This is a genomic window from Mesorhizobium sp. P2_F5, assembly GCF_056403715.1.
Window position 1 is genome coordinate 337,237 of sequence record NZ_JBFUEY010000003.1, and the last position, 26,097, is coordinate 363,333.

The following is a 26,097-nucleotide window of genomic DNA, read 5'->3' on the forward strand; positions in this document are numbered from 1 at the left end:
AGATGATCAGGCACTGTGTTTTCGTCAAATTCCGCAGCGATGTTCCAGGCGCCGAACGGACGGCAATCCACGCCGACCTCGAAGCGCTTCGCTCCGTTGTCGACGGCATGGACACGGTCCATTTCAGCGCCAATGCCAGCCCGGAACCGTTCGCGCGCGGTTTCAACCATGGGTTCACCATCGACTTCCGCGATGCCGCCGCCCGCGACGCCTATCTGGTGGATGAGGCCCATCAGCGCGCCGGCGCCCGGTTGGTCGCGGCGCTCGAAGGCGGCACCGACGGGCTGATGGTCTTCGATCTGGATATTACGAAAAAGTGACCCCCGTCTTTTCGAAAGCCGGCTGATCGCTGTTCTCTTTTGCGGACCGAGGAACATATCGTTCCCCGGGGGATGCATTGGAGTACCGTCGTGACCCTCACCTCGCAGCAGAAGAAAACCGTCCTTGCCTCCTTCCTCGGCTGGACACTCGACGCTTTCGATTTCTTCCTTCTGACCTTCCTGCTCACCGATATCGCAACCGAATTCAACACCGACGTCCCGGCGGTCTCCAAGGCGTTGTTCCTCACCTTGGCGACGCGCTTTATCGGCGCGTTCTTCTTCGGCATGCTGGCCGACAAATATGGCCGCAAGCCCATCCTGATGCTCAACATCGTCAGCTATTCGGTGATCGGCGCGCTGGCCGCCTTCTCGCCTAATCTCGGCATTTTCCTGGCGCTGCGCGCTCTGTTCGGCATCGCCATGGGCGGCGAATGGGGGCTCGGCAGTTCGCTCGCCATGGAGTCCATTCCGCCCAGCGCCCGCGGCATGGTCTCGGGCATCCTGCAATGCGGCTATCCCACCGGCTATCTGCTGGCGGCGGTGGTTTATGGCCTGCTCTACCAGCAGACGATCGGCGGCTACACGATCGGCTGGCGCGCCATGTTCCTGCTCTCCTTTCTGCCGGCGCTGATCGTGCTGTTCATCCGTTCGCACGTGCCGGAATCGCCGGCCTTCGTCGAGGCGCAGAAATCCGTCAAACCGGGACTGCTTGAAACGCTGCAGAAGCACTGGGGCGTCGCCGTCTATGCGGTCGTGCTGATGATGTTCTTCAACTTCTTCAGCCACGGCACGCAGGACCTCTATCCGACCTTCCTCAAGAAGCAGCATGGCTTCGACCCGCACACGGTGAGCTGGATCACCATCGTCGCCAATATCGGCGCCATCGTCGGCGGCCTGGCGTTCGGCGCGCTGTCGGAGAAGATCGGCCGCGTCAATGCCATCACCTTGGCCTGTCTGATCGCGCTGCCGTCGATCCCGCTCTGGGCCTACAGCTCGACGCCCTTCATGCTGGCCATCGGCGCCTTCGTCATGCAGGTCGCGGTCCAGGGCGCCTGGGGCGTCATCCCTGTGCACCTCAACGAGCTGTCGCCCGGTGCGGTGCGCGCGACCTTGCCAGGCTTCATCTACCAGGCCGGCAACCTCGCGGCGTCCTATGGCGGTCCCTACCAGGCAGGCATCGCTGAAGCGCCTGGAGGCAGCTATGGCTACGCGCTGGCGCTGTTTGCCGGCGTGGTCGCCGTCTGCATCATCGTCGTCATCCGCTTCAGTCCGGAGCGGCGCGGCCAGGTGATGACGGTGCTCGGCTGACGGCGGCTAGCCAAGCCGCAGCGCCACGACACCGGCAACAATGCTGAGCGCGGCGGCACCGCGCCAGCCCGTCATTTTCTCGCCCAGCGCGAAGACCGAGATCATCATGGCGAACAGGATCGAGGTCTCGCGCAGCGATGCCACCGACGCGATCGGCGCCTTGGTCATCGCCCACATGACGATCCAGTAGGCGGCACCACTGAGCACTCCGGTGAACAGCCCGGCTTTCCAGTCGCGCGCCAGCACAGGCAGTGCCTGCGGTCCACGGAAGAAAAGACAGAGCACCAGCGCGCCAAAGGCGTCGCAGATGAATAGCCAGGCGGCATAGCTCTGCGCGGTTGCTGCCAGCCGCGCGCCGCTGCCGTCGGAGAGCGTATAGCTGGAGATGAAGAGCGAAGTGCCGAGCGCAAAGCCGACGGCGCGCAGATTGATCCGCTCCAGATGCGCGCCGCCGCGAAACGACATCACCAGCGTGCCGGCCGACAGCAGCAGGATGCCGAGGATGGCGAACGGCGCCGGCATCTCCTGCACCACAACAACGCCGCCGAGCGCGGTCAGCAGCGGCGCCGTGCCCCGCGCCAGCGGATAGGTCTGGGCGAAATCACCGGCCTTGTAGGCGCCGATCAGGAAGGTCCGATAGCCCATGTGAAAGATCACCGAGGCGATGATGTAGGGCCACACTTCGGCCTTCGGAAACTCGACGAAGGGGAGCACGAACAGCGCGGCAAAACCCATGCCCAGCGTCATCAGCGTGATCGACAGGAAGCGGTCGAGATGCACTTTGACCAGCGCGTTCCAGATCGCATGCATGGCGGCAGCGGCGAGCACCGCGAAGAAGACGAAAAGCGTCATGGAGGGCTCACCGGCCTCCCAAGCCCATGGGCGTTTCGAGATCGATGTCGACCCGGACCGGAAAATGGTCGGACGCCAACTCGCCGATATCGGCGCTGACCGAGCGGACGCGGTCCGCGAACAAGCCGCCGACGAAGCAATGGTCGAGCCTGCGCTTGGCCACCTTGCCGTCGATGGTCTTCACATGGGTGTGGAAGTCAGCCGCCGGCTCGCTGGCAACGGCAGCCGCATCGACAAAACCGTCGAGATAGGCGGCCCCACGGTGATAGGGCGTGCTACCGACGATGCGGCGATATTCGGCGCTGCCCGGCTCCATGTTGAAATCGCCGAGCCAGATCGCCGCCTGCGGATTTTCCGGCTCGACCTCGCCACTGGTCCAGTTGCGCGAAGGCTCGTCATCGACGCCGCTCCACGGGCCGCCCTCGGACGGTGCCCGGCGATGTTCGTTGAGCAGATAGTCGATCTGTTCAAGTCGCTCCTCCGCCGCGATATGGGCGAGGTGCAGCGACAGGAAACGCAACGGGCCGGCCGGCGTTCGGATCATGCATTCAAGCGCCGCATTGCGGGTGTTGAGGGGCCGCAAAGTGCGGCGCATCGGCAGCGTGTGCAGGCGCGACCAGACGATCGGGAGTTTCGACAGCAGCATGGTGCCGAACTGCCGGCGGCGGTTGACGAGCCGGCCGTCGCGCCGCTCACTGGCGTCCATGTCGAAGGCCGGACCGTAGACCCAGTAATAGCTAGGCAGCAGCCTGGATAGGATCTCTGGCTGGTCGTCCTCATTGCTCCGCTGCCAGTGCCGCTCCACCTCCTGCAGCGCAATGATGTCGGCGCCATCAACGATCCGCGCCGGGCGCGAAAGGTCATAGCGACCGTCGCCGCCGAACCCGTACTGAATGTTGTAGCTGACCAGCTTCATTGCTTACCCGGCTCACTTTCGCTGATGGCAGTAACGGTTCGCTGGATAGGTTACAATGTGCCGGGCGGATGGCGGAACTGGTCCAGCTTCTATGACGTCGTCAGCGGCTGGAAACTCCCCGCCGGCGATGCCGCCAGTTCCGCCCAGTCGATTTCTTCCTCCAGCCGGTGATAGGCCTCGTCGCCGATCGTGCCGTTGCGGCGCAACTCCTCGAGCGTGTCGCGCTGGCGGTTGATGGCATAGAGGCGCAGCCGGTCATATTCGGTTGCGGCCTGAGCGTCTTCGGGGTTTTCCGCGATCACACGCTGGGCCTCATATTGCTCGCGCACGACGGCGGCGGCCGCCGAAGTCTTGCGGCTCAGCACGTCGAGTGCGGCCTGCATGACGGCGACGCGCGCCTGCGCGACCTCGTTGTCGACGCTTCTGTCCGGATCGAAGTTGATCCAGCGCAGCAGCGGCTTCAGCGTCATGCCTTGCAGCACCAGCGTGCCCAGAACCACCGCGAAAGCGGCGAGCACGATCGGATCGCGGCCGGGAAAATCGGCCGGCAGGGCAATCGCCACCACCAGCGTCACCAGTCCCCGCATGCCGCACCAACCGACCAGCACGGCGCCGCCGAATGTCGGCAGGTCGCGCCTTGCCTCTTCGCTGCCGAGGCGGGCAAGCCATCGGATGATCGCGACATAACTCCCCACCCAGACAAGACGCGCCACGATGACGACGACCAGCACCGTTCCGGCAAAGAGAAAGGCTTCGCCCTGCCCGTCGCCGGCAAGCCGGCTGACGATGGAGCGTGCCTGCAGGCCCATCAGCACGAAAGCCAGCACGTTGAGCACGAACACCGCCGATTCCCAGACCGAATAGGTGCTGACGCGGCGTCGGGCCGACATGCGGCGCGGCGCCCTGCGCGCGATGGTGATGGCGTAGACAACAATGGTGATGATGGCGGACAGGCCGAGCTTGTCGGCGATGATCCAGACGGCAAAGGTCCCGGCAAACTGCACCACCGTGCTGCTCGCCGCGTCCTCGATCCGGCCGAGCGTCAGCAGCGAGACGCGGCCAAACAAATAGCCGGCGATAACGCTGCCGATCGTTGCCAGCAGAATCACCGGAATGGCGTTGCTGAGCATGATCGTGCCGAGCGCCGCCGAAACCGCCAGCCGGTAGATCAAGAGTGCGGTGGCATCGTTGAGCAGGCTCTCGCCCTGCAGGATGGCGGTAATGCGGTGCGGCACCTTGAACTGGCTGAGCACAGCACTAGCCGCCACTGCATCCGGCGGCGCGACGATGGCGCCGAGCGCGATCGCGGCCGCGATCGGCAGGCCGGCCATCTTCCAGCCGACGAAGGCAACCACCACGGTGGTGAAGACGACCGCGCCAAGCGCCAGCAACGCCAGCGACAGCCGGTAGCGTTTCAGGTCCCGTAGCGAGGTATCATAGGCGGCGTCGAGAAGCACCGGCGCGATGAACAGCGCAAGCGCCAGTTCCGGATCGATCTCGATCGTCGGCGCACCCGGCACGAAGGCAATCGCGACCCCGGCCAGAGCCAGCAGGGAGGGATAGGGAATCTCCAGCTGTCGCGACAGCGCCGTCAGCGCGACGGCAGTCAGCAGCAGAACAAGGGTGAGTTCGAAAAGCGCCATGGCCCATGGTAGCGGCGAAGCGGCATCGTGGGCAGTGGCTGGATGACAAGATGCTGTTGATTGTCCAGTGCACTCCCGGCCCTGGCCTACAGCCGCTCGTCGCGCCGGCTTGAATCGACCGCCTCAGTTTTCCTGAGGATGCTGCTTTTACTAGTGCAGCACCAGCATATCGCTCGACGAGAACGATATGTCGGCCTTCTCGCCGACTGCCGGCGGCGGCGTCGCCGGGCTGTTGAACGTATCGAGCGACACCGTGTTGCCGCCGATGCCGACGCGAACGCGGATCACCGAGCCGAGGAAGTGCACTTCGGAGATTTCGCCCGAAAGGCTGGAGTCGCGGCCGGGCTGGCGCCCCAGCGAAATCGCCTCGGGACGCAGCGCCAGCGACAGCATGTCGCCGGACTTCGAACCGTTGAGCTTGCCCTTGAGCGAGACTTCTTGCGTGTTGACCTGAACCGTGCCGGCCGCGGCATCGGTGACCTTGCCTTCGAGCACATTCAGCGTGCCGACGAAATTGGCGACGAACTTCGTCGACGGGCGGTTGTAGATCTCGAACGGCGTGCCGACCTGCTCGGCCTTGCCGCCATACATGACCGCGATGCGGTCGGAGATCGACAGCGCCTCTTCCTGGTCATGGGTGACGAAGATGGTGGTGATGTCGAGCTTCTTCTGGATCGAGCGGATTTCCTCGCGCAGCGACACGCGCACCTTGGCGTCGAGCGCCGACAGCGGCTCGTCGAGCAAGAGCAGCTTCGGCTTCGGCGCAATGGCGCGGGCGAGCGCGATGCGCTGCTGCTGGCCGCCCGAGAGCTGGTAGGGATAGCGATCGGCCATTTGCGGCAGCTTGATCATGTCGAGCATTTCGGCGACGCGGCGGTCGGCGTCCGGCTTGTTCATGCCGCCGACCTTCAGCCCGAAGGCAATGTTCTGCGCCACCGTCAGGTTCGGGAACAGCGCATAGGCCTGAAACACCATGCCGACATTGCGCTGGTTGGGCTTCAACCTGGTAATGTCCTTGCCGGCGACGACGATCTTGCCGCCCGACGGCTCCTCGAAACCGGCGACCATGCGCAGCACCGTCGTCTTGCCGCAACCGGATGGGCCGAGGAACGAGACGAACTCGCCCGGTTCGACATCGAGGCTGAAATCCTGGACCACCGTGTTGGTGCCGTAGGACTTTCGCACATGCTGGATGGAGAGGAATGGCTCGGCCATGGCTTTTTCTTTCGATCAGTTCGCGGCGATCAGTTCGGGCGGTTCGCCGATTTCGGCGCAAAGCGGGACAGGAGTTGGATCAACGACATGCAGCCCCAGGTAATGGCGAAGGCGATGACGGCAAGGGCTGCCGGCTCATAGGCGCGGTTGGCGCCGATGTTCTGCAAATAGGGGCCGAAGGCTGGCCGGTTGAGCAGGCTGGCCATGGTGAACTCGCCGATGACGATGGCGAAAGTCAGGAACGCGCCCGACAGCACGGCGATCAGCACATTGGGCAGGATGACGCGGGTGATGATCGTGCCCCAGCCGGCGCCAAGGATCTGCGCGGCCTCGGTCAGCGTGCGCACGTCGATGGTACGCAACCCGGTATCGACGGCGCGATACATATAAGGCAGCGCCAATGTCGCATAGCCGATCACGAGCAAGGCGCTGGCGCCGAAATCGCTGGCCAGGAACGGCAGCGGCGAGTTCGAGCCGTACATCCGGATATAGCCGAAGACGATGACGATGGCCGGAATGACCAGCGGCAACAGCGTGATGAATTCGACGATTGGCCGCAGTTGCGGCAAGCGCAGCCGGATCCAGTAGGCCGCCGGCACCACGACCAGCACGCCCAGGATGATGGTGAACACGGCCGCGATCACCGAATACAGGAACGTCGCCTGAAAGCGCGGATCACCAAGCACGATCTGATAGGCGTCGAAAGAATGGACGCCGCGCCGCAGGCGCAGCGAAAACTCGAACGTCGCAATCAGCGGAATGAAGAAATAGGCCGCGGAAACAATAAAGACGACCCAGGCCCAGAACTTACCCGACTTCATTTGAGCCACCTCTCGGAACGGGTCCGGAACCAGATATAGAAGACATTGGCCAGCCCGGTGATGACGATCATGCCGAAGGCGATGGCATAGCCGAGTTGCGGATTATGCAGCACGTCGCCGTTGATTTGCGAATACAGTTTGATGGGAACGATGTTGAGCGTCGGACCGGTGAACGCATAGGCCGTCGCAATGGCCCCGAAGGCGTTGGCAAACAGCAAAATGACAGTGCCGAGGAAGCTCGGGAACAGGACCGGGATCACCACCATGCGCCAGTACTGCCACTGGGTGGCGCCAAGCGTGGCGGCGGCCTCGTTCCATTCCTTTTTCAGGCCGTCGATCGCCGGCACGATGATCACCACCATCAGCGGTATCTGGAAGAACAGATAGACAACGATGAGACCCGAACTGGTCAGAAAATTGAAGCCCATCGCATAGATGTTCATGCCGAACACGTCGCGCAGGATGATCGTTACGATGCCCACCCGCCCGAGCGTCGCTATGAAGGCAAAGGCGAGCGGCAAGCCGGCGAAATTGGAAGCCACGCCTGAGAAGGTAAGCGTCGCGGAGCGCACCCAACTCGGCAGACCGCCGCGCACAATCGCAATCGCCAGCGCAAGCCCGGCAAACGCCCCGATAATGGCCGACCAGAAGCTGATCCAGATCGACGCCCAATATGAATTGCTGATGGAGGGGTCGCTCACCAGCTGCAATATGTTGTCGAAGGTGAATTGGCCTTCACCGTTCTGGAACGCGCCCAACACCAGATAGAGCGTGGGCAGGATCAGGAACATCAGGACAAAGATAAAAAAGGGCGTCACGCCGATCCAATGCGTCGGAAAGCGGAAAGCGGTCGCCTCTTTGGGCGACGCCGGCTTGGTGGCAAAAGCCTGATTTGAAAGCGAGAGATCGGTCATGCGCCGGCTACCGTCTTCGAGGAAAGGCCGGGCGACCGCTTGGCCGCCCGGTGGATTTCAAACTTTACTTGACGTTGGCGCCGACAGTGGCGTCCCAGTTCTTGCTGATGGTTTCCTTGGCCTTGCCCTGCTCGTCGAGCGTCGGGAACACCGCGGCCGCATAGGACTCTGCCGGCGGCAGCTTGGCCAGCACGTCCGCCGGAATCTTGCCGTTCTTGGCGAGATCGTTGAAGCGGATCGGGTGGCAGTAGCCCTTCAGCCAGCCGATCTGGCCTTCGTCGGAGTAGAGATACTCCAGCCAAAGCTTGGCAGCGTTCGGATGCGGTGCGTAGGCGCTGATCGCCTGCACGTAGACGCCGGCGACAACGCCGGTCTTCGGCACGACGACGTCGACCGGCGGGTTGCCTTTCAGCGTATCGCGGCCGGCAAGCGCGTTGTAGTCCCAGGTGACCAGGATCGGGGTCTGGCCCTGGGCGAGCGTTGCGGCCTTGCCGACGACCGGAACGAAGTTGCCAGCGGCGTTGAGCTTCTTGAAGAAGTCGAGACCTGCGGTGCCGGCAGCTTCACCAGCGGCGGCGCCCGTCGACAGGCCAGCAGCATAAACCGCCTGGATGGCCTGGTTCGAAGCGCGCGGGTCACCGGCGAGGGCGACTGCGTTGGCAAATTCCGGCTTCAGGAGGTCAGCCCAGTCGGCAGGAGATTCCTTGACCAGATCCTTGTTCACTTCGAACGACAGCACACCGTAATAGTCGCCGGTCCAGGCGCCGTCGGCATCCTTGGCGCTATCCGGGATCGAATCCCAGGTCGACACCTTGTAGGGCATCAACAGGCCGTCGGCCTTGGCGGTCGGGCCGAACGACAGGCCGACGTCGATGACGTCGGGAGCCTGCGGGCCCTTATTGTCCTTGTTGGCCTTGATGGCTTCGACCTCGTCGCCGGAACCGGCGTCGGGGTTGAGCTCGTTGATGGTGATTTCCGGATACTTCGCCTTGAAGCCGGCGATGACGTCGCCATAACCGCACCAGTCATGCGGCAGTGCGATGGTGGTGAGCTGGCCTTCCTTCTTCGCCGCGGCAACCAGTTCATCCATGGACTGGGCCGACGAGATAGCAGAGGTCGCCATAAGGGCGACGGCCGATAGGGAAAGCACTTTCCCCGTGAACTTGAACATGTGTCCTCTCCGTTGAACTGGCGTCGCAGGACGCCTCCGATGCGGGTATCGTTTTCATGTGACAGCCAGATGAAAGCTTTTTGAAACTGGCCCCCGGCGCACAAAAAGTTAACTCTTTTTAACAGGCTGTAGCAATTAGCCCTCACTTAATTTTCCGGCTAATGGTTTATCGCCTTGTCTCTTGCCCCCTTGCCCTTTCCTTTCCCCTCGTTTCCAGATCAAGTTCCGGCACCAAACTCCGCCTCAGACGGTGCCGGCTATGGCGTTCTCGAGCAGCGTCAGCGCCGCTTTTTTGGTCAGCTTGACAGGATTGCCGCCGGCGGTCGGATCGACCACCGCCATGTCGGCGATCAGCCCCTTGCGCTTTTTGTCCATGTCGAGGCCCTTGATCAGGCCCGGCAGCGCATGCGGCACCTTCAATTCCTTGCGCAGCTTGATGATCGCCTTGGCGAAGCCGTCGAAACCGCCCCTGATGCCGCAATAGGCGGCGAGCCGGGCGATACGCTCCTCGATGGAGTCCCGGTTGAAGGCCAAGACATAAGGCATGAACACCGCATTGGTCATGCCGTGATGGGTGTCATAGAGCGCGCCGATCGGGTGCGACAGCGAGTGGATGGCGCCCAGCCCCTTCTGGAAGGCGGCGGCACCCATCGCCGCCGCACTCATCATATGGGCGCGGGCGACGAGGTCCTTGCCGTTGGCATAGGCCTTGGGCAGGTTCTCGAACACCAGGCGCACGCCTTCCACCGCAATGCCGTCAGCCATCGGGTGATAGCCCGGCGCGCAATAGGCTTCGAGGCAGTGCGCCAGCGCGTCCATGCCGGTGCCGGCGGTGATAAAGCCGGGCATACCGACCGACAGTTCAGGATCGGCAATGACGATTGCCGGCAAAAGTTTCGGATGGAAGATCACCTTCTTGGTGTGCGTCGCTTCATTGGTGATGACGCCGGCACGGCCGACTTCCGAACCGGTGCCGGCGGTGGTCGGCACCGCGATGATCGGCGCAATGGCGTCGGAATCGGCGCGCGTCCACCAGTCACCGACATCCTCGAAGTCCCAGATGGGCCTTGTCTGGCCGGCCTGGAAGGCGATCAGCTTGCCGAGATCGAGCGCCGAGCCGCCGCCAAAGGCGATGACGCCATCATGCTTGCCCTTCTTGAACACAGCGATGCCGGCGGTGAGATTGGAGTCCACCGGGTTCGGCTTCACTTCGGAAAACACGCCATAGGACACCTTGGCGTCGTCGAGGATCTTTAGGGTCGAAGCGACAACCGGCAGCTTGGCCAGGCCCGGATCGGTGACGAAGAGCGGCCGCTTGATGCCGGTGGCCGCAAGCACGTCGGGCAGTTCCTTGATGCGCCCGGCGCCGAAGCGGACGGTGGTTGGGTAGTTCCATTTGGAGATCAGCTTGGACATGTCTTGTCTTTCAAAAATCAGATGGCTTCGCGCAGATGGAAGGATTTCGGCCTGGTCAGATTGTCATAACCGAGCGCCGACAGGGCAACACCCTTGCCGGTATCCTTGACGCCGGTCCACACCAGCGCCGGATCGAGATAGTCGCAGCGGTTCATGAACACCGTGCCGGTCTCGACGCGGTCGCCGATCGCCACCGCATGCTCGATGTCGCCGGTCCAGATCGAGGCCGTCAGGCCGTAGGGGCTGTCATTTATCAGCGCGATCGCCTCCTCGTCATTGCGCACCTTCATGATGCCGACGATCGGACCAAAGCTTTCCTCGCGCATGACGCTCATCTGGTGGTCGACTTGGGTCAGCACTTCCGGCGCCAGATAGGGCGAGCCGGCTTTGTCGTTAGCCACCTTCATATTGATATGGGCCACCGCGCCCTTGCGCAGCGCCTCGGCCTTCTGCTCACGGATCAGGTCGGCAAAACGCGCTTGCGCCATCGGCCCCATTGTCGTCGCCTGCTCCAGCGGATTGCCGACGACATAGTTCTTCGTCTCGGCGATGAAGCCTTCTACGAACTGGTCATAGACCTTCTCATGCACATAGACGCGCTCGATGCCGCAGCAGCACTGGCCGGAATTGTAGAAGGCGCCGTCCACCAGATTGGCCACCGCATGGTCGAGCTTTGCATCCGGCAGCACATAGGCCGGGTCCTTGCCGCCGAGCTCGAGGCCGAGCGTCATGAAGGTGCCGGCCGCCGCCTTCTCGATGGCACGACCGCCGCCGACCGAACCGGTGAAGTTGACATGGTCGATCTTGCCGGAGCCGAGCAGCTTTTCGGTTTGGGCGTGGTTGAGCACGACATTCTGGAACACGCCCTTGGGCAGGCCAATTTTGTCGAATGCCTGCTGGAAGCGTTCGCCGACCAGCAGCGTCTGCGCCGCATGTTTCAGGATAACGGTGTTGCCGGCCATCAGCGCCGGCACGATGGTGTTGACCGCGGTCAGATAAGGATAGTTCCACGGCGCGATCACCATGACGACGCCGAGCGGATCCTTCTTCACATAGCGGCGGAAGCCGTCCTTCGGATTGGAAGCCGGCACGGATTTCAGCGCAGCTTCAGCGATCTCGACCATATAGTGCGTACGTTCCTTGACGCCGCCGAACTCGCCGCCATAGCGCACCGGGCGCCCCATCTGCCAGGCGATCTCCGGCACGATCTCGTCGGTCATCGCGACCAGCGCTTCGAGCATCGCCAGCATATACTTGCCGCGCTCGACGATCGGCGTCAGCGCCCACTTCTCCTGCGCCGCCTTGGCGCGCTCGACCGCGGCATTGATCGCCTGGTCGGTCGCGATCGGCCGCTCGGCATAGATCGAACCATCGATGGGGGATTTGAGTTTGACCGTTTCGGTCATCGTTTAAGTCCTCGCACTTTTACAACAATCAAGAATGACATGGATTGGCGCTGACCCCGTTCCAACGCTGGCGCACTCTTTCCCCATTCTCAACGGGGAAAGAGTGGAGGCGGCCCGACGTCAGCTGCTACCCTAGTACCGCTCGAACCCCCTGTGCAGTTCCCAATCCGTAATCCGGCGGTCGTATTCGAACTGCTCCCACTTTGCGGTGTGGACATAATGCTCGAGCACGTCGTCGCCGAGTGCCTGTTTCAGCATCTTTGACTTGGCCAGCGTCTCGGTGGCGTCGCGCAGCGTCTTCGGGATCTCCGGCAGGCGCGAGGCCTGGTAGGCATCGCCGACGAAGGGCTTCTGCAGTTCCAGCTTTTCATCGATGCCGGCAAGGCCGGCCGCGATCAGGGCCGCGAAGGCGAGATAGGGGTTCAGGTCGGCGCCGCCGATGCGGCATTCCATGCGAATGCCCTTGGTGCCCTCTCCGCACAGGCGGAAGCCGGCGGTCCGATTGTCCTCGCTCCACATGATCTTGGTCGGCGCGAAGGTGCCGGCCTGGAAGCGCTTGTAGGAGTTGATGTAGGGCGCCAGGAACCAGGTGAATTCCTTGGCGTATTTCAGCTGTCCCGCCGCCCATTGCTGGCCGAGCGTCGACAAAGTCCAATCGGCCTTCTTGTCGAAGAACAAAGGCGTCTTGCCATCGGCGCTCCACAGCGAATTGTGGATGTGGCTGGAATTGCCGGCGAGCCCGTAATTGTACTTGGACATGAAGGAAATCGCCTTGCCTTCGGACTCGGCAATTTCCTTGGCGCCGTTCTTCAGGATGACGTGGCGGTCGGCCATGTCGAGCGCCTCGGCATAGCGCACATTGATCTCTTCCTGGCCCGGGCCCCATTCGCCCTTGGAATTCTCGATCGGGATGCCGGCCGCTTCCATCTCGTTGCGAAGCCGGCGCATGACGCCTTCTTCCTTGGTGGTGATGCCGATCTGGTAGTCGCCGATGTAAGGCGACGCGGTGTCGAGACCCTGCCAGTGCTTCTTGCGGGCGGAATCATAGGTCTCGTTGAACAGGTAGAATTCGAGCTCGGAAGCGAAGTAGCCGATATAGCCACGCTCGGTGAGCCGCTTGACCTGCTTCTTCAGGATGGCGCGCGGCGAATGCGGCAGGTCGTCATGGGTATGGTGGTCGAGCACGTCGCAGATCACCAGCGCCGTCTTTTCAAGCCACGGAATGCGCCGCAGCGTCGCGAGGTCCGGCTTCATGACGAAGTCGCCATAGCCCTTCGACCAGCTTGCCGCCTTGTACCCCGGCACCGGCTCCATATCGATGTCTGCGGCGAGCAGATAGTTGCAGCCATGCGTCTCGTCATGGGCGGAATCGACGAAGTACTGCGCCAGGAAGCGTTTTCCGGCGAGCCGCCCCTGCATGTCGACGATGCAGGCCAGCACCGTGTCGATCTCGCCATTGGAGACCGCTTTCTTCAACTGATCGAACGAGAAATTTCCGGCCATTCCTTTGGCTCTCCAGTGCTGGTCGATTGAGGACAAACCATGGCCGGCGGGACGACGGCCATGGCCATGATTGTTGATGTCAGTGGCCGGTTTCGCCGACCGCCTGTTCGGCTGCCTTGATCGCCGCCTGGCGCGCGGCGATGATGTCGCCGAGCGGTGGGCCCTGGAAGCGATTGCGCTCGAATGCGAACCAGACAATCGCCGTCAGGATGAAGAAGCCGACGGTGATATAGAGCGCCCAGTCGTTCGGCGGCTGGATGCCGATGACGAAGATCAGGATCATCGACACGATCGAGAGAACGCCGAACAGCATGAAGATGCCGCGGCCCATGTTCCACGGCCCCATCTTGTCCCACTTCGGTGTGCCCCAGGCCAGCATGCCAAGCACGATCGGCACGATGAAGGAGAGGAACAGGAAGATGACGGTGCAGGACACCACGATGGTGTAGGCCGAGGTACCGGCGACCGAAACCAGTGTCGAGCCCCAGACGAACAGCACCGACAGGATCGATGCCGTCCAGATCGCCGCCACCGGCGTGCGGTAGGTCGGGCTGACCTTGGCAAGCGCCGAAGAGCCCGGCAGGCCGCCGTCCCGCGAGAAGGCGAAGATCATGCGCGATGCCGAGGTGACGGTTGCGAGGCCACACAGCAACTGGGCCAGGAATACGACGAGGTAGACGAATTCCTTGAGCCCCGTGCCGACACGCTGGTCGAAGGCCCAGAAGAACACATTCCAGCCCTGCTTGGCGGCGTCGTCCATGTTCGGGATCATCAGCACGAAAGCGGCCAGGAAGAGATAGCCGAACAGTGCCGACCAGATCACCGACATGACCATGGCGCGCGGCACGGAGGATGCCGCCTTGATGGTTTCTTCCGAAGTGTGCGCCGAAGCATCGTAGCCGGTAATCGTGTAGATCGGCAGCAGCAGGCCAAGAGCGAACACCCAGGCGTTGGAGACCGACGGCCAGACGCTGGCGCCGGCGTCACCCGAGTAGTTGTGGAAGGTGAAGAGCCGGCTGAAATCCCAGGTCTCGGCGGAGAACAGGCAGACGACCGCGATCAGGATCGAACCGAAGAAGATCAGATAGCCCGAAAAGTCGGTCAGCTTCGCTGTCAGCTTGATGCCGAGATGGTTGATCAGCGCCTGGGCGCCGGTGATGATAATCAGAAAAATCATCTGGTTGGTGAGCGTGCCCTCGATGCCGAGCGTCGGTCCGAAGGCGCCGATGAAGAACGTCCAGGTGCCGACATTGATGGCGCCGAGCACGGTGATCAGGCCGAGCAGGTTGAGCCAGGCCGTCACCCAGCCGGTGCCGCGGTTGCCGAGGATCGAACCCCAGTGATAGAGGCCGCCTGCCGTCGGATAGGCCGAGCTGATCTGCGACATGGCAACCGCGAAGGTCAGCGAGACGAAGCAGCCGACCAGCCAGCCAATGCCGATGCCGATGCCGCCGGCGCCCGACGTTGCCTGCGCCAGCGAATTGATGCCGCCCGACAGGATGCAAATGATGGAGAAGGAAACCGCGAAGTTCGAAAAGCGGCTGAGCCGCCGCTCCAGTTCCTGGGCGTAGCCCATGCTGTGGAGGTGCTTTACGTCCTCCGCCTTATCAACTTCTGTATAACCCGGTGCTGCCATTTGAAGTCCCCTTTTTACGTTCTTAGCTGGCCGACCCTGCCCCGGACGGCTTGCGCCGGCCGGAGCATCTGGTCTTGCTGTTAGCCGGCCGTCTGGCCAACGGCTTTTTCCGCAGCCGCGATCTCCACCGCGCGGCGAGCAATGTCGGCGCCGATCGGCGGGCCCTTGAAGCGGCGCGACTCGATGCCGAACCACAGAACCACCAACAGAACGATCAGGCCAATGGCATAGTTGATCAGGATGTCGAATGGCGGCTGGATGCCGGCATACATCAGGACCAGAACGCCAAGCACCGTGATGACGGCGAACGGCTTGGACCAGATGCCGAGGCGGAACGGACCGAACTCGGTCCAGCTCTTGCCCTCCGCAAGCAGGCCAGCCGCCACCGGCATCGCGTAGGACACATAGAGGAACAATGCGCAGCCGGCGGCCAGTGCGGCAAAAGCCGGCGAGTACAGTGTCGCTGCGACCGCGAGCACCGCCCCGAGCCAGATTGCCGGCACCGGGGTACGCCATGTCGGACTGACGGTCTTCCACACCGACGAACCGGGCAGGCCGCCGTCACGCGCGAAGGCAAAGATCATGCGCGAGGTCGACGTCAGTCCGGCGAGCGCGCAGATGAAGTTCGCCAGCACGATCGCGATGGCAATGATGCTCTTCAGTAGGAATGGTGCCGGTAGGTTGTTGAAGAGATTGAACCAGGCATTGGCGCCGTCCTTCGCCGTCGCCGCCAGATCGGGGCTGGCCAGCACGAACGAGACGGCCATGACGAGGCCGAAGACCAGCGACCACAGGACCGAATGGATCATGCCGCGCGGTACTGCCACGCGGGCATTGTGGGTCTCCTCGGACGTGTGGGCCGAAGCGTCGAAGCCGGTGATCGTGTAGAGCGGGTAGAGCAGGCCGATCAGGAAGGCGACCAGTGCCGTCCGTGCGGTCGGAACATAACCGGCGCCGGCATCGCCCGTGTTGTTGACGAAAGTTGTGAGCCGCGAGAAATCCCAGCTCGCGCCCCAGATCAGGAACATCGCGGTCAACACGACGGCGACGACCAGAATGAGGTAGCCCGAGAAATCCGTCAGCATGGTGGTGAGCTTGATGCCGAAATGGTTGATCAGCGCCTGGGCCACCGTGATGATCACAACGCCGATCACCTGCTCCTGATACCCCCAGGCAGATACGTCGTGACCGAACACGCCGGACCAGACAAGGTCCTTGAACAGTGCATAGACACCGACATTGACCGAGGCGACGACGAAGACTAGGCCAAGCAGGTTGATCCAGGCCGTGGCCCAACCCCAGCCGCGCCCACCAAGAATTGACGACCAGTGGTAGAGGCCGCCGGCCGTTGGATAGGCCGAGCCAATTTGGCCAAGGGATGCAGCCACGACAAGCGCAAAGACGCCGCCGATGATCCAGCCGACAGTCGCCTCGAAGCCGCTGCCGGTTGCCATGGCCAGCGGGAAGGACGTGATGCCGCCCGCCAGAATGCAAATGATCGAAAAGGAAATCGCGAAGTTCGAGAAGCCGCTCATGCGGCGAGCCAATTCCTGGGCATAGCCCATGCTATGAAGCGTTTTTACGTCCTCCGACCTCTCGTGGTCTGATGTATCCGGTCCTGCCATTTTCGTTCCCCTCTTGTTTCTTAGCTGGCCGATTGAACTGACTTTCCCATTGCGTGTCGTCGGGAACCCTTGGCCTCCTCGGGTTCCAGATTCAAAAAGATGCCGGTGAGCAGATCCGCCCATTTCCGCTGCCCGGTCTCGCCGGATATTTCGTCGTTGCGGATTTCGATCATTGCGCAGGCAAGGCCGCGCGAGCGCGCATGGCGCTCGAGGGTGAAATAGACGCGGTCTGCCGGCGAATAGGGCTCGTTGATGCCGACGGTAACGCCGGAGAGACGCTGCAGCGCCGCCATCAGCGGCGACGCCAGCCGGCGGTCATCATCATGGATGATGCCGATATGCCAGGGCCGGTTCTTGCCCTTGTAGACCGGGGTGAAGGAGTGGACCGACACCAGCCATGTCTCCTGCCCGCGCGCCTGCCGGTCGTCGATGACGTTGGCGATCGTGTCGTGGAACGGACGCCACGACAGGGCGATGCGCTCGGCGCGCTGCGCGTCCGACAGGCCGGCATTGCCGGGAATGATCGTCGTCTCGCTGACCGGCGGCACTAGGTCGGGCGCGTCGAGCGGACGGTTGCAGTCGATGATCAGGCGCGAGATGCGGGTTTCGATGAGCGTCGCATCGAGCGCGGCGGCCATGCGGCGGGCCACCGGCAGCGCGCCGGGGTCCCAGGCGATGTGGCGGGAGAGATCATCGGCGGTCAGGCCGAGCGTGCCGAATTCAGCCGGCAGGAAATTGGAAGCGTGGTCGCAGGTCAGCACGAAAGGGCTGGATCCGCCGGGATTCGTCACCCCTACGGTATCAGACGATGCAAGGCTGGCGGGCCGTGCTCTCTCCATACTGCCGTCCCCTGGGGAGCGCTGTATCTTATGTTACGTATTTTGCCTCATTGCGTCCCTGTGGATGATTTCATACAGTTTGTCAGGCTTTGTCAAATGCGATTTCGGGGAAGTGCTGCAGACTAGGCCAAGGGTGGGGGATAACCATGATTTCCAGCATTGCCGAACTGATTTCGGACCGTATCGGCACAATGCCGGCTGGTGAGCGGCGTGCCGCACAAACGCTGATTGCCAACTATCCGCTGATCGGGCTGAAGACGGTCGCCGAGTTCTCGGCCGCTGCCGGCGTGTCGTCGCCGACCATCCTGCGCTTTGTCTCCAGGCTGGGCTTCCAGAACTATCCCGAATTCCAGTCGGCGCTGCAGGACGAACTGGCGGCGCAATTGCAGTCGCCGGCATCGCGCACGCTCAACCCGGCCTCCCCAAGCGGTGCGGTATCGCCGATGCTGGAAGCGACGTTGGACAACATGCGCGAGACCTTCAGGCATCTCTCCGACAGGCAGCTTGCCGACATCGCAGCCAGGCTTGCCGAGCGGCGCGGCAAGACCTTCCTGATCGGCGGCCGCTTCACCGACCCGCTGGCGCGCTACATGGCAGCCCACCTCGCCATCATCCAGCCCGATGTCTATCACCTCGCCGGCCAGGAGAGTGTCTGGCGCGACCGGCTGATCGACATGGGCAAGCGCGACGTGCTGGTGATCTTCGACATCAGGCGCTACCAGGACAGCCTGGTGCGCTTTGCCGAAACAGCGCACCAGCGCGGCGTGCAGATCGTGCTGTTCACCGACCAGTGGCTGTCGCCGATCGCACGCTTTGCCCGCCATGTCATCGCCGGACGCACCGCGGTGCCTTCGGCCTGGGATTCCTCGGCGGCATTGTTCGTCGTCGCCGAGACGCTGATCGGCGCCGTCACCAGGCAACTCGAGGCCGACAGCGCCAAGCGCATTCGCGACCTGGAAGGACTACGATAGGCCTTCGTTCAGCGGCACCAGATCGCGCGCCTGCGGATCAGTGCTGGACACGATCAAGCGATCGAATAGCCGCCATCGGCAAGCAGGCCATGGCCGGAGACGAATGCAGCATCGTCCGAGGCGAGGAAGGCCACGACCGTCGCCATCTCCTCGGGCGACCCGGCCCGGCCCGGTACGGTCGATGCCGCAAAGGCATCCTTGGCCTCGGTGCTCGGCCAGATGCGATCCTGAAACGGCGTGTCGATGATGCCGGGGTTGATGGCGTTGACGCGGATGCCTTGCTTGAACAGCTCGATTGACGCTGTCTTCGTCAGGCCGAGAACGGCGTGCTTGCTGGCAATGTAGAGGCCTGCATTGGCAAAGCCGATCACGCCCCCCATGGAGGCGTTGTTGATGATGGTGCCGCCGCCCTGGGCCAGCATCGCCTTTGCCTCGTGCTTCATCGACCAGAAGACACCGCGAACGTTGGCGTTGAAAATGGTGTCGTAGGTTTGGTTGGTTTGGTCGACGAATGGCGAGAACGCACCCTCGGTGCCGGCATTGTTGAAGGCGATATCGATCCGCCCGTAGGTCGAGACCGTTTTCGCGACCAGGTCGATCACGCTCTGCTCGACATTGACGTCGCCAACCACAGCGGTTGCCTCAAAGCCTTCGTTCCTGATGTCGGCGACGAAAGTTTCGATCTCGGCAGCACGTCGAGCGCTGGCAATTACCTTTGCCCCACGGCGCGCAAGTTCAAGCGCGGTAGCCCGGCCAATACCGGAGCTCGCTCCCGTGACGAGCGCAACTTTACCGTCAAGCGTGCGGAATGGCGTCTTGGTCATGATGAACCTCCATCTGTTGAATGCCCGGCCAGGCGCCAACTGATGGGCCAATCTGCCGGTGCCCATTATCTAGACGGTCCGAATAATGATGATTAGTCGATGAATTCTGACTACAGTAGTGAATATGGAATACCAATTGGGACGCACAGCATCATGCACGGAACCGAGCTTGCCGAGTTGTCGACTTTCCTGGCTGTCGCCCGCTACAGGAGCTTCAGACAGGCTGCGGTCGAGCGGGGCGTGGCGGCTTCGGCGATCAGCCACACGATCCGCAGCCTGGAGGAACGTGTGGGCGTGCGGCTGTTCCACCGCACCACGCGAAGCGTATCGCTGACCGAAGCGGGCGCACGATTTCATTCCGAGCTGCATCCCGCTTTTGAGCAAATCGAAAAGGCACTCGACAGCCTCAATTCCTTCAGGGGCACACCGTTCGGCACGGTCCGGATCAACGTTCCAACCTCTATCGCGCCCTTTGTGCTGCATGACGTGATGGGGCCATTGCTCAGACAGAATCCGGGCCTTCACCTCGACATCGTGGCCACGGACAGGCTGGTCGACATTGTCGAGCAGGGCTTCGACGCTGGTATCCGCTTTGGCGAGCGGCTGATGCAAGACATGATCGCCGTTCGCATCAAGCCGACCCTGCGCTTCTCGGTCGTCGGCTCTCCCGCCTACCTCGCCGGGCGCAAGACGCCCGTCATGCCCGCCGATTTGCGCGAACACGCCTGTATTCGCTACCGCTATCCCAGCGGCATTATCTACAACTGGCAGTTCGAGAAGAATGGCGAGGCTATCGATGTTGAAGTCAACGGCCCCATCACCCTCGACGACCAGGAACTGATGGTTGAGGCCGCGTTACAAGGCTGTGGCCTCGCTTACGTCTGGGACAACCGCGTGATGCGTCACTTGGCAAGCGGCGCGCTAATCCGCTGCCTGGATGACTGGTGTGCTCCGGACGACGGCCTGTGTCTCTACTACCCTAGCCGGCGCTATCTTTCCGCTGGTCTGCGAGCCGTGATCAACATGCTCAGGACCGGTTCCTAGCGGGCGCGCGTCTATCCAACCTTACGCAGATTTAATGTGCATGGCTGCGGCAGAATTGCCATAAAGCCATGATATTGCCGTGGCTTCGCACATACCGGGTGCGTCGCTGCGCGTTTTTTGCTTGGGGAAACCGGGTAGATTTTTTGCCAACCGGAGTGCCGATGGCCGCCTGGAAACAGATCGTTTTTGCGCTTGTGATCCTGGTCGCGGCTGTCCTCGCCTGGGCGCGCTTCTTTCCGGGTGCGCCGGAGGTTCTGGCACGCTGGGGCATCGACTGGGCCTATGCTTCGGCGCCCGCCACCACCGGCGCGGTCGACACCACGAAACAAGTAGGCGGCCGTAACGCTGCCGGCCGCCCGGCAAACGTCGTCGCCTTGCCCGCGGGCACCGCGACCATCAACGATCGCCTCCAGGCGATCGGCACCGGCCGCGCCTACGCCTCGGTGACGGTCAACCCATACAGCTCCGGCCGTCTTGTTGAATTCCTCGTCCAGTCCGGCACCCGTGTCGACAAGGGGCAAATCATCGCCGTTCTCGATTCCGAGACCGAGGTGATCGCGCAGGATCGTGCCAAGCTCGTCTTGCAGGACTCGCAGAACAAGCTCGACCGAGTGATATCGCTACGGGCTTCCAACGCCGCGACACCGGTCGCCGTCGCCGATGCCGAAGTGGTGCTGGCGGTCGCCAAACTGGTACTCCGCGATGCCGAACTTGCCCTGCAGCGCCGCTCGATCGTGGCGCCAATCGCCGGCACCGTCGGCATCCTGCCGATATCGGCCGGCAATTACGTGACCAGCCAGTCGGCGATCGCCACGCTCGACGACCGCTCTTCCATCCTGGTCGAGTTCCTGGTGCCCGAGCGCTTCGCCGCCGCCGTCAAGGTCGGCGCGCAGCTGTCGGCGACGCCGATCGCCAATCCGAGCAAGGCCTATACCGGCACGGTGTCGGCCATCGACAACCACATCGACGAAAAGAGCCGTACGCTTCTGGTCAAGGCGGCGATCGCCAATCCGGCGGATTCGTTGCGCGCCGGCATGTCGTTCGGCATCACCATGCGCTTCCCCGGCGACACTTATCCTGCCGTCAGTCCGCTGGCGATCCTGTGGGGTTCGGACGGCGCCTATGTCTGGCAGGTCGAGGACGGCAAGGCCAGGCGCGTTCCCGTGCGCATCATCCAGCGCAACACCGAGACCGTGCTGATCGACGCTAACATCGAGGACGGCGACATGGTGGTGACTGAAGGCACACAGAGCGTCAGCGAAGGCGGCGAGGTCCGCATCGCCGGCCACGACCAGCGCGCCGCCAACGCCGCCGAAGGCTCATGACCGCAGCCACCAAGACCGCCAGCGAGACAGGCTTCACCGCGCTCTTCATCCGCAGGCCGGTCATGGCCTTCGTGCTCAACACGCTGATCGCGGTGGCCGGCCTTGCCGCCTTCTACGGCGTCGAGATCCGCGAACTGCCCGATGTCGACCGCGCCGTCGTCACGGTGTCGACGACGTTCGAGGGTGCAGCCGCCGAAACCGTCGACCGTGAACTGACTGACACGATCGAGGGCGCGGTCGCGCGTGTCTCCGGCGTCAAGTCGATCTCGTCGACCTCCTCCTTCGGCCAGAGCCGCGTCACCATCGAGTTCAACGACGGCGTCGATTTGAACGTCGCCGCCTCCGATGTGCGCGATGCCGTCGGCCGCGTCGCCAACCAGATGCCCGACACCGCCGATCCGCCGCGCATCGTCAAGGCCGACGCCAATTCCGATCCGGTGATGCGGCTGGCCGTCACCTCGGATAGCATGTCGGTGCAGGATATGACGGTGATCGTCCAGGACCAGATCGAGGACGAACTGGCCGCCGTGCCCGGCGTCGCCGACGTCCAGGTCTACGGCGACCGCGACAAGATCTTCCGCATCGATGTCGACCAGAACAAGCTCGCCAGCCTCGGCTTCACCGTCGCTGATCTCAGGGCAGCGCTTGCCTCGGTTGCCTTCGATTCGCCGGCCGGCTCGATCACCACCACAAACCAGGATCTCATCGTCCGCACCACGGCTGACGTGACGACGCCGGAAGAATTCGAAAACATCATCATCGGCGGCACGACGCGCATCCGCGACGTTGCCACCGTCACGCTCGGCCCCGACATCGGCCAGACCTCATTGCGCTCCGACGGCAAGACCGGCATTGGCCTCGGCATCATCCGCCAGGCCGAATCGAACACGCTGGACATTTCGACCGGCGTGAAGGCCGCCGTCGCCAAACTTCAAGAAAACCTGCCCAAGGGCATGTCGATCAAGATCACCAGCGACGACGCGGTCTTCGTCAACGGCGCCGTGCACGAGGTCGAGATCGCGCTCGGCCTGTCGATCTCCATGGTGCTGATCGTCATCTACATCTTCCTGCTCGACTGGCGCGCGACGCTGATCCCAGGCCTGTCGATGCCGGTGGCCATGATCGGCACCATCGCCGCCATCTATCTCGCCGGCTTCTCGATCAACATCCTGACCTTGCTGGCGCTGGTGCTGGCCACCGGCCTGGTCGTCGACGACGCCATCGTCGTTCTGGAAAACATCGTGCGACGGCGCAATGAAGGCATGGGACCGCGTGCGGCCGCCGTGCTTGGCGCCCAGGAAGTGTTCTTCGCCGTCATCGCCACGACGCTGACGCTGGTCGCCGTCTTCGTGCCGATCTCCTTCCTGCCCGGGCAGACTGGCGGTCTGTTTCGCGAATTCGGCTTCGTGCTCGCCATGTCGGTGCTGCTCTCCTGCGTGGTCGCGCTGACGCTGTGTCCGATGCTGGCCTCGCGCATGCTGACCGGCGCATCGCTTCACCACGAAGGCGGCCATGGCATTGGCGCGCGCATCGGCGGCGCACTGAATTCCGCCTACAAGCGTGGCCTGCATGCCTGCCTCGGCGCGCCGTGGATCGTGCTGCTGGTCGCGGTGCTGTTTGCCGCCACCGCCTTCACTCTGTTCGGCACCATCCGCCAGGAATTGACACCGAGCGAGGACCGCGCGGTCGTGCTGTTGCGCATCAACGCGCCGCAAGGCGTCAGCCTCGACTACACTACACAGCAGATGCAGAGGATCGAGCGGCTGATCCAGCCGCTGCGCGATTCCGGCGAGATCGTCTCGACCTTTGAAAACGCCGGCCAGAACGGCGCCTACAACTCCGGCTTCATGGTGATGACGCTGGCGCCATGGGACGAGCGCGCGCGCAGCCAGCAGGAGATCATGGCTGAGATCAGCCAGCTGACAAGGCAGGTGCCATCCGTGCGCATCTTCCCGGTGCAGGCCAACAGCCTCGGCATCCGTGGCGCCGGCAACGGCCTGCAATTCGCGCTGGTCGGTAACGACCGCAAGGCGCTCGGCGACGCGGCGGTCAAAATCATCGCCCAGATGCAGGCCGACCCGCGTTTCCAGACGCCGCGGCTGTCCGTCGACCCGACGCAGCCGCAGCTGGCGGTGGCCATCGACCGCGAGCGCGCGTCCGATCTTGGCATCGACATATCAGGGCTTGCCAACACGCTGCAGGCGATGCTCGACGGCAACGATGTCGTCGACGTCTACATCGCCGACCGCAGCTACGGTGTGAAGCTGGTTTCGACCACCAACCCGATCAATGATCCGACCGATCTCGAAAACATTTTCCTCAAGACCGCCGACGGCCGCTTCGTGCCGATGTCGACCATCGCCACGCTGACCGAGCGCGCCGTGCCGCCGTCGCTGACGCGCGAACAGCAGCAGCCATCAGTGGCGATCACCTCCAATCTGAACGGCAATTTCGCGCTCGGCGATGCGCTCGGCGTCGCCGAGCAAATCGCCACGCCGCTGCTGCCGCCAGGCAGCCGCATCCTGCCGCTGGCCGAAGCCGCCACACTGGGCGAGACCAACAGCGCCATGGTCACCATTTTCGGCTTCGCGCTGGTCATCATTCTGCTGGTGCTTGCCGCCCAGTTCGAGAGCTTTGTCAGCGCTGTCATCATCATGGCGACGGTGCCGCTCGGCCTTGCCTGTGCGATCTTTGCGCTGCTTTTGTCAGGCACCAGCCTCAACGCCTACAGCCAGATCGGCCTGGTGTTGCTGGTCGGCGTCATGGCCAAGAACGGCATCCTCATCGTCGAATTCGCAAACCAGTTGCGCGACCGTGGGCTCGGCGTACGCGAAGCGATCGAGCAGGCCTCGATCATCCGCCTGCGTCCGGTGATGATGACGATGATCTGCACCATCCTCGGAGGCGTGCCGCTGGTGCTGGCCGCCGGCGCCGGCGCCGAGGCGCGCATCGCGCTCGGCTGGGTGATTGTCGGCGGGCTGGGCCTCGCCACCGTCTCGACGCTGTTCCTGACCCCGGTCGCCTACCTCCTGCTCGGCCGCTTCGTCACGCCGAAGACGCATGAGGAAGCCAGGCTGAAGCGCGAACTGGAAGAAGCGGCGTACACCAATGTCGAGCCGGCGGAGTAGCTCCCCTTACCCTCCCCCTTTGTGGGGAGGGTCGGACCGCAGGTCCGGGGTGGGGTGCGGCGCAGACCGAGGTGAGCACAGCGTTCACGCCAATCGCAGAGGTGGGAGCCAGACCCCCACCCCGACGAAAGAGCAGTTCTGCTCTTTCCCACAAGGGGGAGGGTGAAGGAGGTCACGGCCTGATAAACACCTTGCCATTCGGCTTGGCCAATTCCACCGGCACCTTCGCCATCGCTTCATCCAGCGGCAGCACCGCCGTCACATTCGTCGACCAGCGGCCGTCGGAAAAGCGCTTCTGCGCTTCCATGATCGCCGGGCCGCGCTTGTCGCGGAACTCGCGCATCCATTCGACCAACCAGAAGCCTTCAATGTGCTTGTGCTGGAAGATCAGCTGGCCGGGCTCACGGATGACGGTGGTGTCGGGGTCGAGCCGGCCATAGATGATCCAGCGCGAGCGCTTCGGCATGGCGTCGAAGATCGTCGACGCCAGCGGCCCGGTCACCGCGTCGAGGAAAATGCGCGGCTGTTCGGTCTTGACCACCTCGCGCAGCGCGGCCTTGAAATCCGGCGCCTTCTCGTTGAGCACATGGACGGCGCCGATCTCCTTCAAGTGCGGGATCTGTTCGTCGCGGCGCACGGTGACGATCGGCCGATACCCTGCCTCCTTGGCGAGGCCCGCGATCAGCTTGCACAGCTGGCTGGCGCCGGCGGTCATGATGAAGGCTTTCTCGCCTGCCTCCTTGACGATATCGAACATGGCGAGTGCCGTCAGCGGATTGACGATCAACGCCGCACCGTCCTCGTCGCGGACGGTGTCGAGCAGCGGGATGCAGCCCGCGGCTTCCGCCACCGCGTATTCGGCCCAGGAGCCCCAGTTTGTCACACCGGTGGCAAAGGCGACGCGCTTGCCTGCAAGGCTCTTGGGATAGGGCTCGTCACCGGTGGCGACAATGGTACCGACGCCCTCGAAGCCGGCTGGCTGGCCCTTTACGCGTGGCTGCCCATATTGGCCTTTGATGAAGGCGACATCGGACGGATTGATCGAGGCGAGGCTGACCTTGATCAGCACCTGGCTCGGGCCGGGCGTCGGCACGCCGATGCTGCCTGGCCGCAGATACGGCTCCATCGCTTCCAACACGCTGCCGGAAGGCGTCCTGGTGTAGCCGTCGCCGGTGAGCAGCAGCGCTTTCATTTCGGAGGGGATAGCCATGGCGGGCTCC

General features: G+C 63.1%; 21 protein-coding genes. 6 read left to right on the plus strand and 15 right to left on the minus strand.

The genetic code is table 11. From position 1 onward, the window contains the following. The first annotated feature begins 2 nt into the window (after positions 1-2). Positions 3-320 (plus strand): Dabb family protein, encoded by a 318-nt coding sequence (locus tag AC1DYO_RS05610; RefSeq protein ID WP_477261093.1) that lies wholly within the window; start codon positions 3-5, stop codon positions 318-320. A gap of 90 nt (positions 321-410) precedes the next feature. Beyond that, positions 411-1,628, plus strand: a complete 1,218-nt coding sequence (locus AC1DYO_RS05615) for an MFS transporter (protein WP_477261095.1) — start codon at positions 411-413, stop codon at positions 1,626-1,628. Positions 1,629-1,634: 6 nt separating this feature from the next. On the opposite strand, the gene AC1DYO_RS05620 is transcribed toward AC1DYO_RS05615, so the two are convergent. The 13 genes from AC1DYO_RS05620 to AC1DYO_RS05680 form a co-directional block, all read right to left on the minus strand. Continuing rightward, on the minus strand, positions 1,635-2,480 hold the full coding sequence (locus AC1DYO_RS05620) for an EamA family transporter (protein ID WP_477261097.1): 846 nt from the start codon (positions 2,478-2,480) through the stop codon (positions 1,635-1,637). A gap of 7 nt (positions 2,481-2,487) precedes the next feature. Beyond that, positions 2,488-3,396 (minus strand): endonuclease/exonuclease/phosphatase family protein, encoded by a 909-nt coding sequence (locus AC1DYO_RS05625; protein ID WP_477261099.1) that lies wholly within the window; start codon positions 3,394-3,396, stop codon positions 2,488-2,490. An 89-nt stretch (positions 3,397-3,485) separates the two neighbouring features. Continuing rightward, entirely contained in the window at positions 3,486-5,039 is a 1,554-nt protein-coding gene (locus AC1DYO_RS05630) for a cation:proton antiporter (RefSeq protein WP_477261101.1), read from the minus strand. A gap of 150 nt (positions 5,040-5,189) precedes the next feature. Further along, entirely contained in the window at positions 5,190-6,254 is a 1,065-nt protein-coding gene (locus AC1DYO_RS05635; protein ID WP_477261103.1) for an ABC transporter ATP-binding protein, read from the minus strand. Between the two features lie 29 nt (positions 6,255-6,283). Next, positions 6,284-7,075: an ABC transporter permease gene (locus AC1DYO_RS05640; protein ID WP_477261105.1), complete on the minus strand. Its 792-nt coding sequence runs from the start codon at positions 7,073-7,075 to the stop codon at positions 6,284-6,286. Beyond that, complete coding sequence (locus AC1DYO_RS05645; protein ID WP_181057419.1) at positions 7,072-7,989, minus strand: ABC transporter permease; 918 nt, start codon at positions 7,987-7,989, stop codon at positions 7,072-7,074. Before AC1DYO_RS05645 ends, AC1DYO_RS05640 begins: the two co-directional genes overlap by 4 nt. A 64-nt stretch (positions 7,990-8,053) precedes the next feature. Then, positions 8,054-9,160 (minus strand): ABC transporter substrate-binding protein, encoded by a 1,107-nt coding sequence (locus AC1DYO_RS05650; RefSeq protein WP_477261107.1) that lies wholly within the window; start codon positions 9,158-9,160, stop codon positions 8,054-8,056. Between the two features lie 243 nt (positions 9,161-9,403). Further along, entirely contained in the window at positions 9,404-10,576 is a 1,173-nt protein-coding gene (locus AC1DYO_RS05655) for an iron-containing alcohol dehydrogenase (RefSeq protein ID WP_477261109.1), read from the minus strand. A 17-nt stretch (positions 10,577-10,593) separates the two neighbouring features. Further along, the gene (locus AC1DYO_RS05660; RefSeq protein WP_477261111.1) at positions 10,594-11,982 is read right to left on the minus strand and encodes an aldehyde dehydrogenase family protein; all 1,389 of its coding nucleotides are present in this window, start codon (positions 11,980-11,982) and stop codon (positions 10,594-10,596) included. A gap of 132 nt (positions 11,983-12,114) precedes the next feature. Beyond that, a complete protein-coding gene (locus AC1DYO_RS05665; RefSeq protein WP_477261113.1) occupies positions 12,115-13,485 on the minus strand; it encodes a glutamine synthetase family protein in 1,371 nt (456 codons plus the stop codon). 79 nt (positions 13,486-13,564) lie between these two features. After that, on the minus strand, positions 13,565-15,121 hold the full coding sequence (locus AC1DYO_RS05670; protein WP_477261115.1) for an amino acid permease: 1,557 nt from the start codon (positions 15,119-15,121) through the stop codon (positions 13,565-13,567). An 80-nt stretch (positions 15,122-15,201) separates the two neighbouring features. Further along, positions 15,202-16,746: an amino acid permease gene (locus AC1DYO_RS05675; RefSeq protein ID WP_477261117.1), complete on the minus strand. Its 1,545-nt coding sequence runs from the start codon at positions 16,744-16,746 to the stop codon at positions 15,202-15,204. 20 nt (positions 16,747-16,766) lie between these two features. Next, positions 16,767-17,585 carry an N-formylglutamate amidohydrolase gene (locus AC1DYO_RS05680; protein ID WP_477261119.1) on the minus strand — a complete coding sequence of 273 codons (819 nt, stop codon included), beginning with the start codon at positions 17,583-17,585 and terminating at the stop codon, positions 16,767-16,769. A gap of 146 nt (positions 17,586-17,731) precedes the next feature. On the opposite strand from AC1DYO_RS05680, the gene AC1DYO_RS05685 reads away from it, so the two are divergent. Further along, positions 17,732-18,556, plus strand: a complete 825-nt coding sequence (locus AC1DYO_RS05685; RefSeq protein ID WP_477261121.1) for a MurR/RpiR family transcriptional regulator — start codon at positions 17,732-17,734, stop codon at positions 18,554-18,556. Positions 18,557-18,609: 53 nt separating this feature from the next. On the opposite strand, the gene AC1DYO_RS05690 is transcribed toward AC1DYO_RS05685, so the two are convergent. Then, positions 18,610-19,380, minus strand: a complete 771-nt coding sequence (locus AC1DYO_RS05690) for an SDR family NAD(P)-dependent oxidoreductase (protein ID WP_477261123.1) — start codon at positions 19,378-19,380, stop codon at positions 18,610-18,612. A gap of 153 nt (positions 19,381-19,533) precedes the next feature. Here AC1DYO_RS05690 and AC1DYO_RS05695 point away from each other — a divergent pair, with 153 nt between their 5' ends. The 3 genes from AC1DYO_RS05695 to AC1DYO_RS05705 all read left to right on the plus strand — a co-directional run bounded on the left by AC1DYO_RS05695 (position 19,534) and on the right by AC1DYO_RS05705 (position 24,877). Further along, positions 19,534-20,424, plus strand: a complete 891-nt coding sequence (locus AC1DYO_RS05695) for a LysR family transcriptional regulator (protein WP_477261125.1) — start codon at positions 19,534-19,536, stop codon at positions 20,422-20,424. 161 nt (positions 20,425-20,585) lie between these two features. Next, the gene (locus AC1DYO_RS05700) at positions 20,586-21,749 is read left to right on the plus strand and encodes an efflux RND transporter periplasmic adaptor subunit (protein ID WP_477261127.1); all 1,164 of its coding nucleotides are present in this window, start codon (positions 20,586-20,588) and stop codon (positions 21,747-21,749) included. After that, positions 21,746-24,877 carry an efflux RND transporter permease subunit gene (locus AC1DYO_RS05705; protein WP_477261129.1) on the plus strand — a complete coding sequence of 1,044 codons (3,132 nt, stop codon included), beginning with the start codon at positions 21,746-21,748 and terminating at the stop codon, positions 24,875-24,877. Before AC1DYO_RS05700 ends, AC1DYO_RS05705 begins: the two co-directional genes overlap by 4 nt. Before the next feature lie 172 nt (positions 24,878-25,049). Here AC1DYO_RS05705 and AC1DYO_RS05710 read toward each other — a convergent pair whose 3' ends face one another. Next, a complete protein-coding gene (locus tag AC1DYO_RS05710) occupies positions 25,050-26,087 on the minus strand; it encodes a zinc-binding dehydrogenase (protein ID WP_477261131.1) in 1,038 nt (345 codons plus the stop codon). Positions 26,088-26,097: the final 10 nt, after the last annotated feature.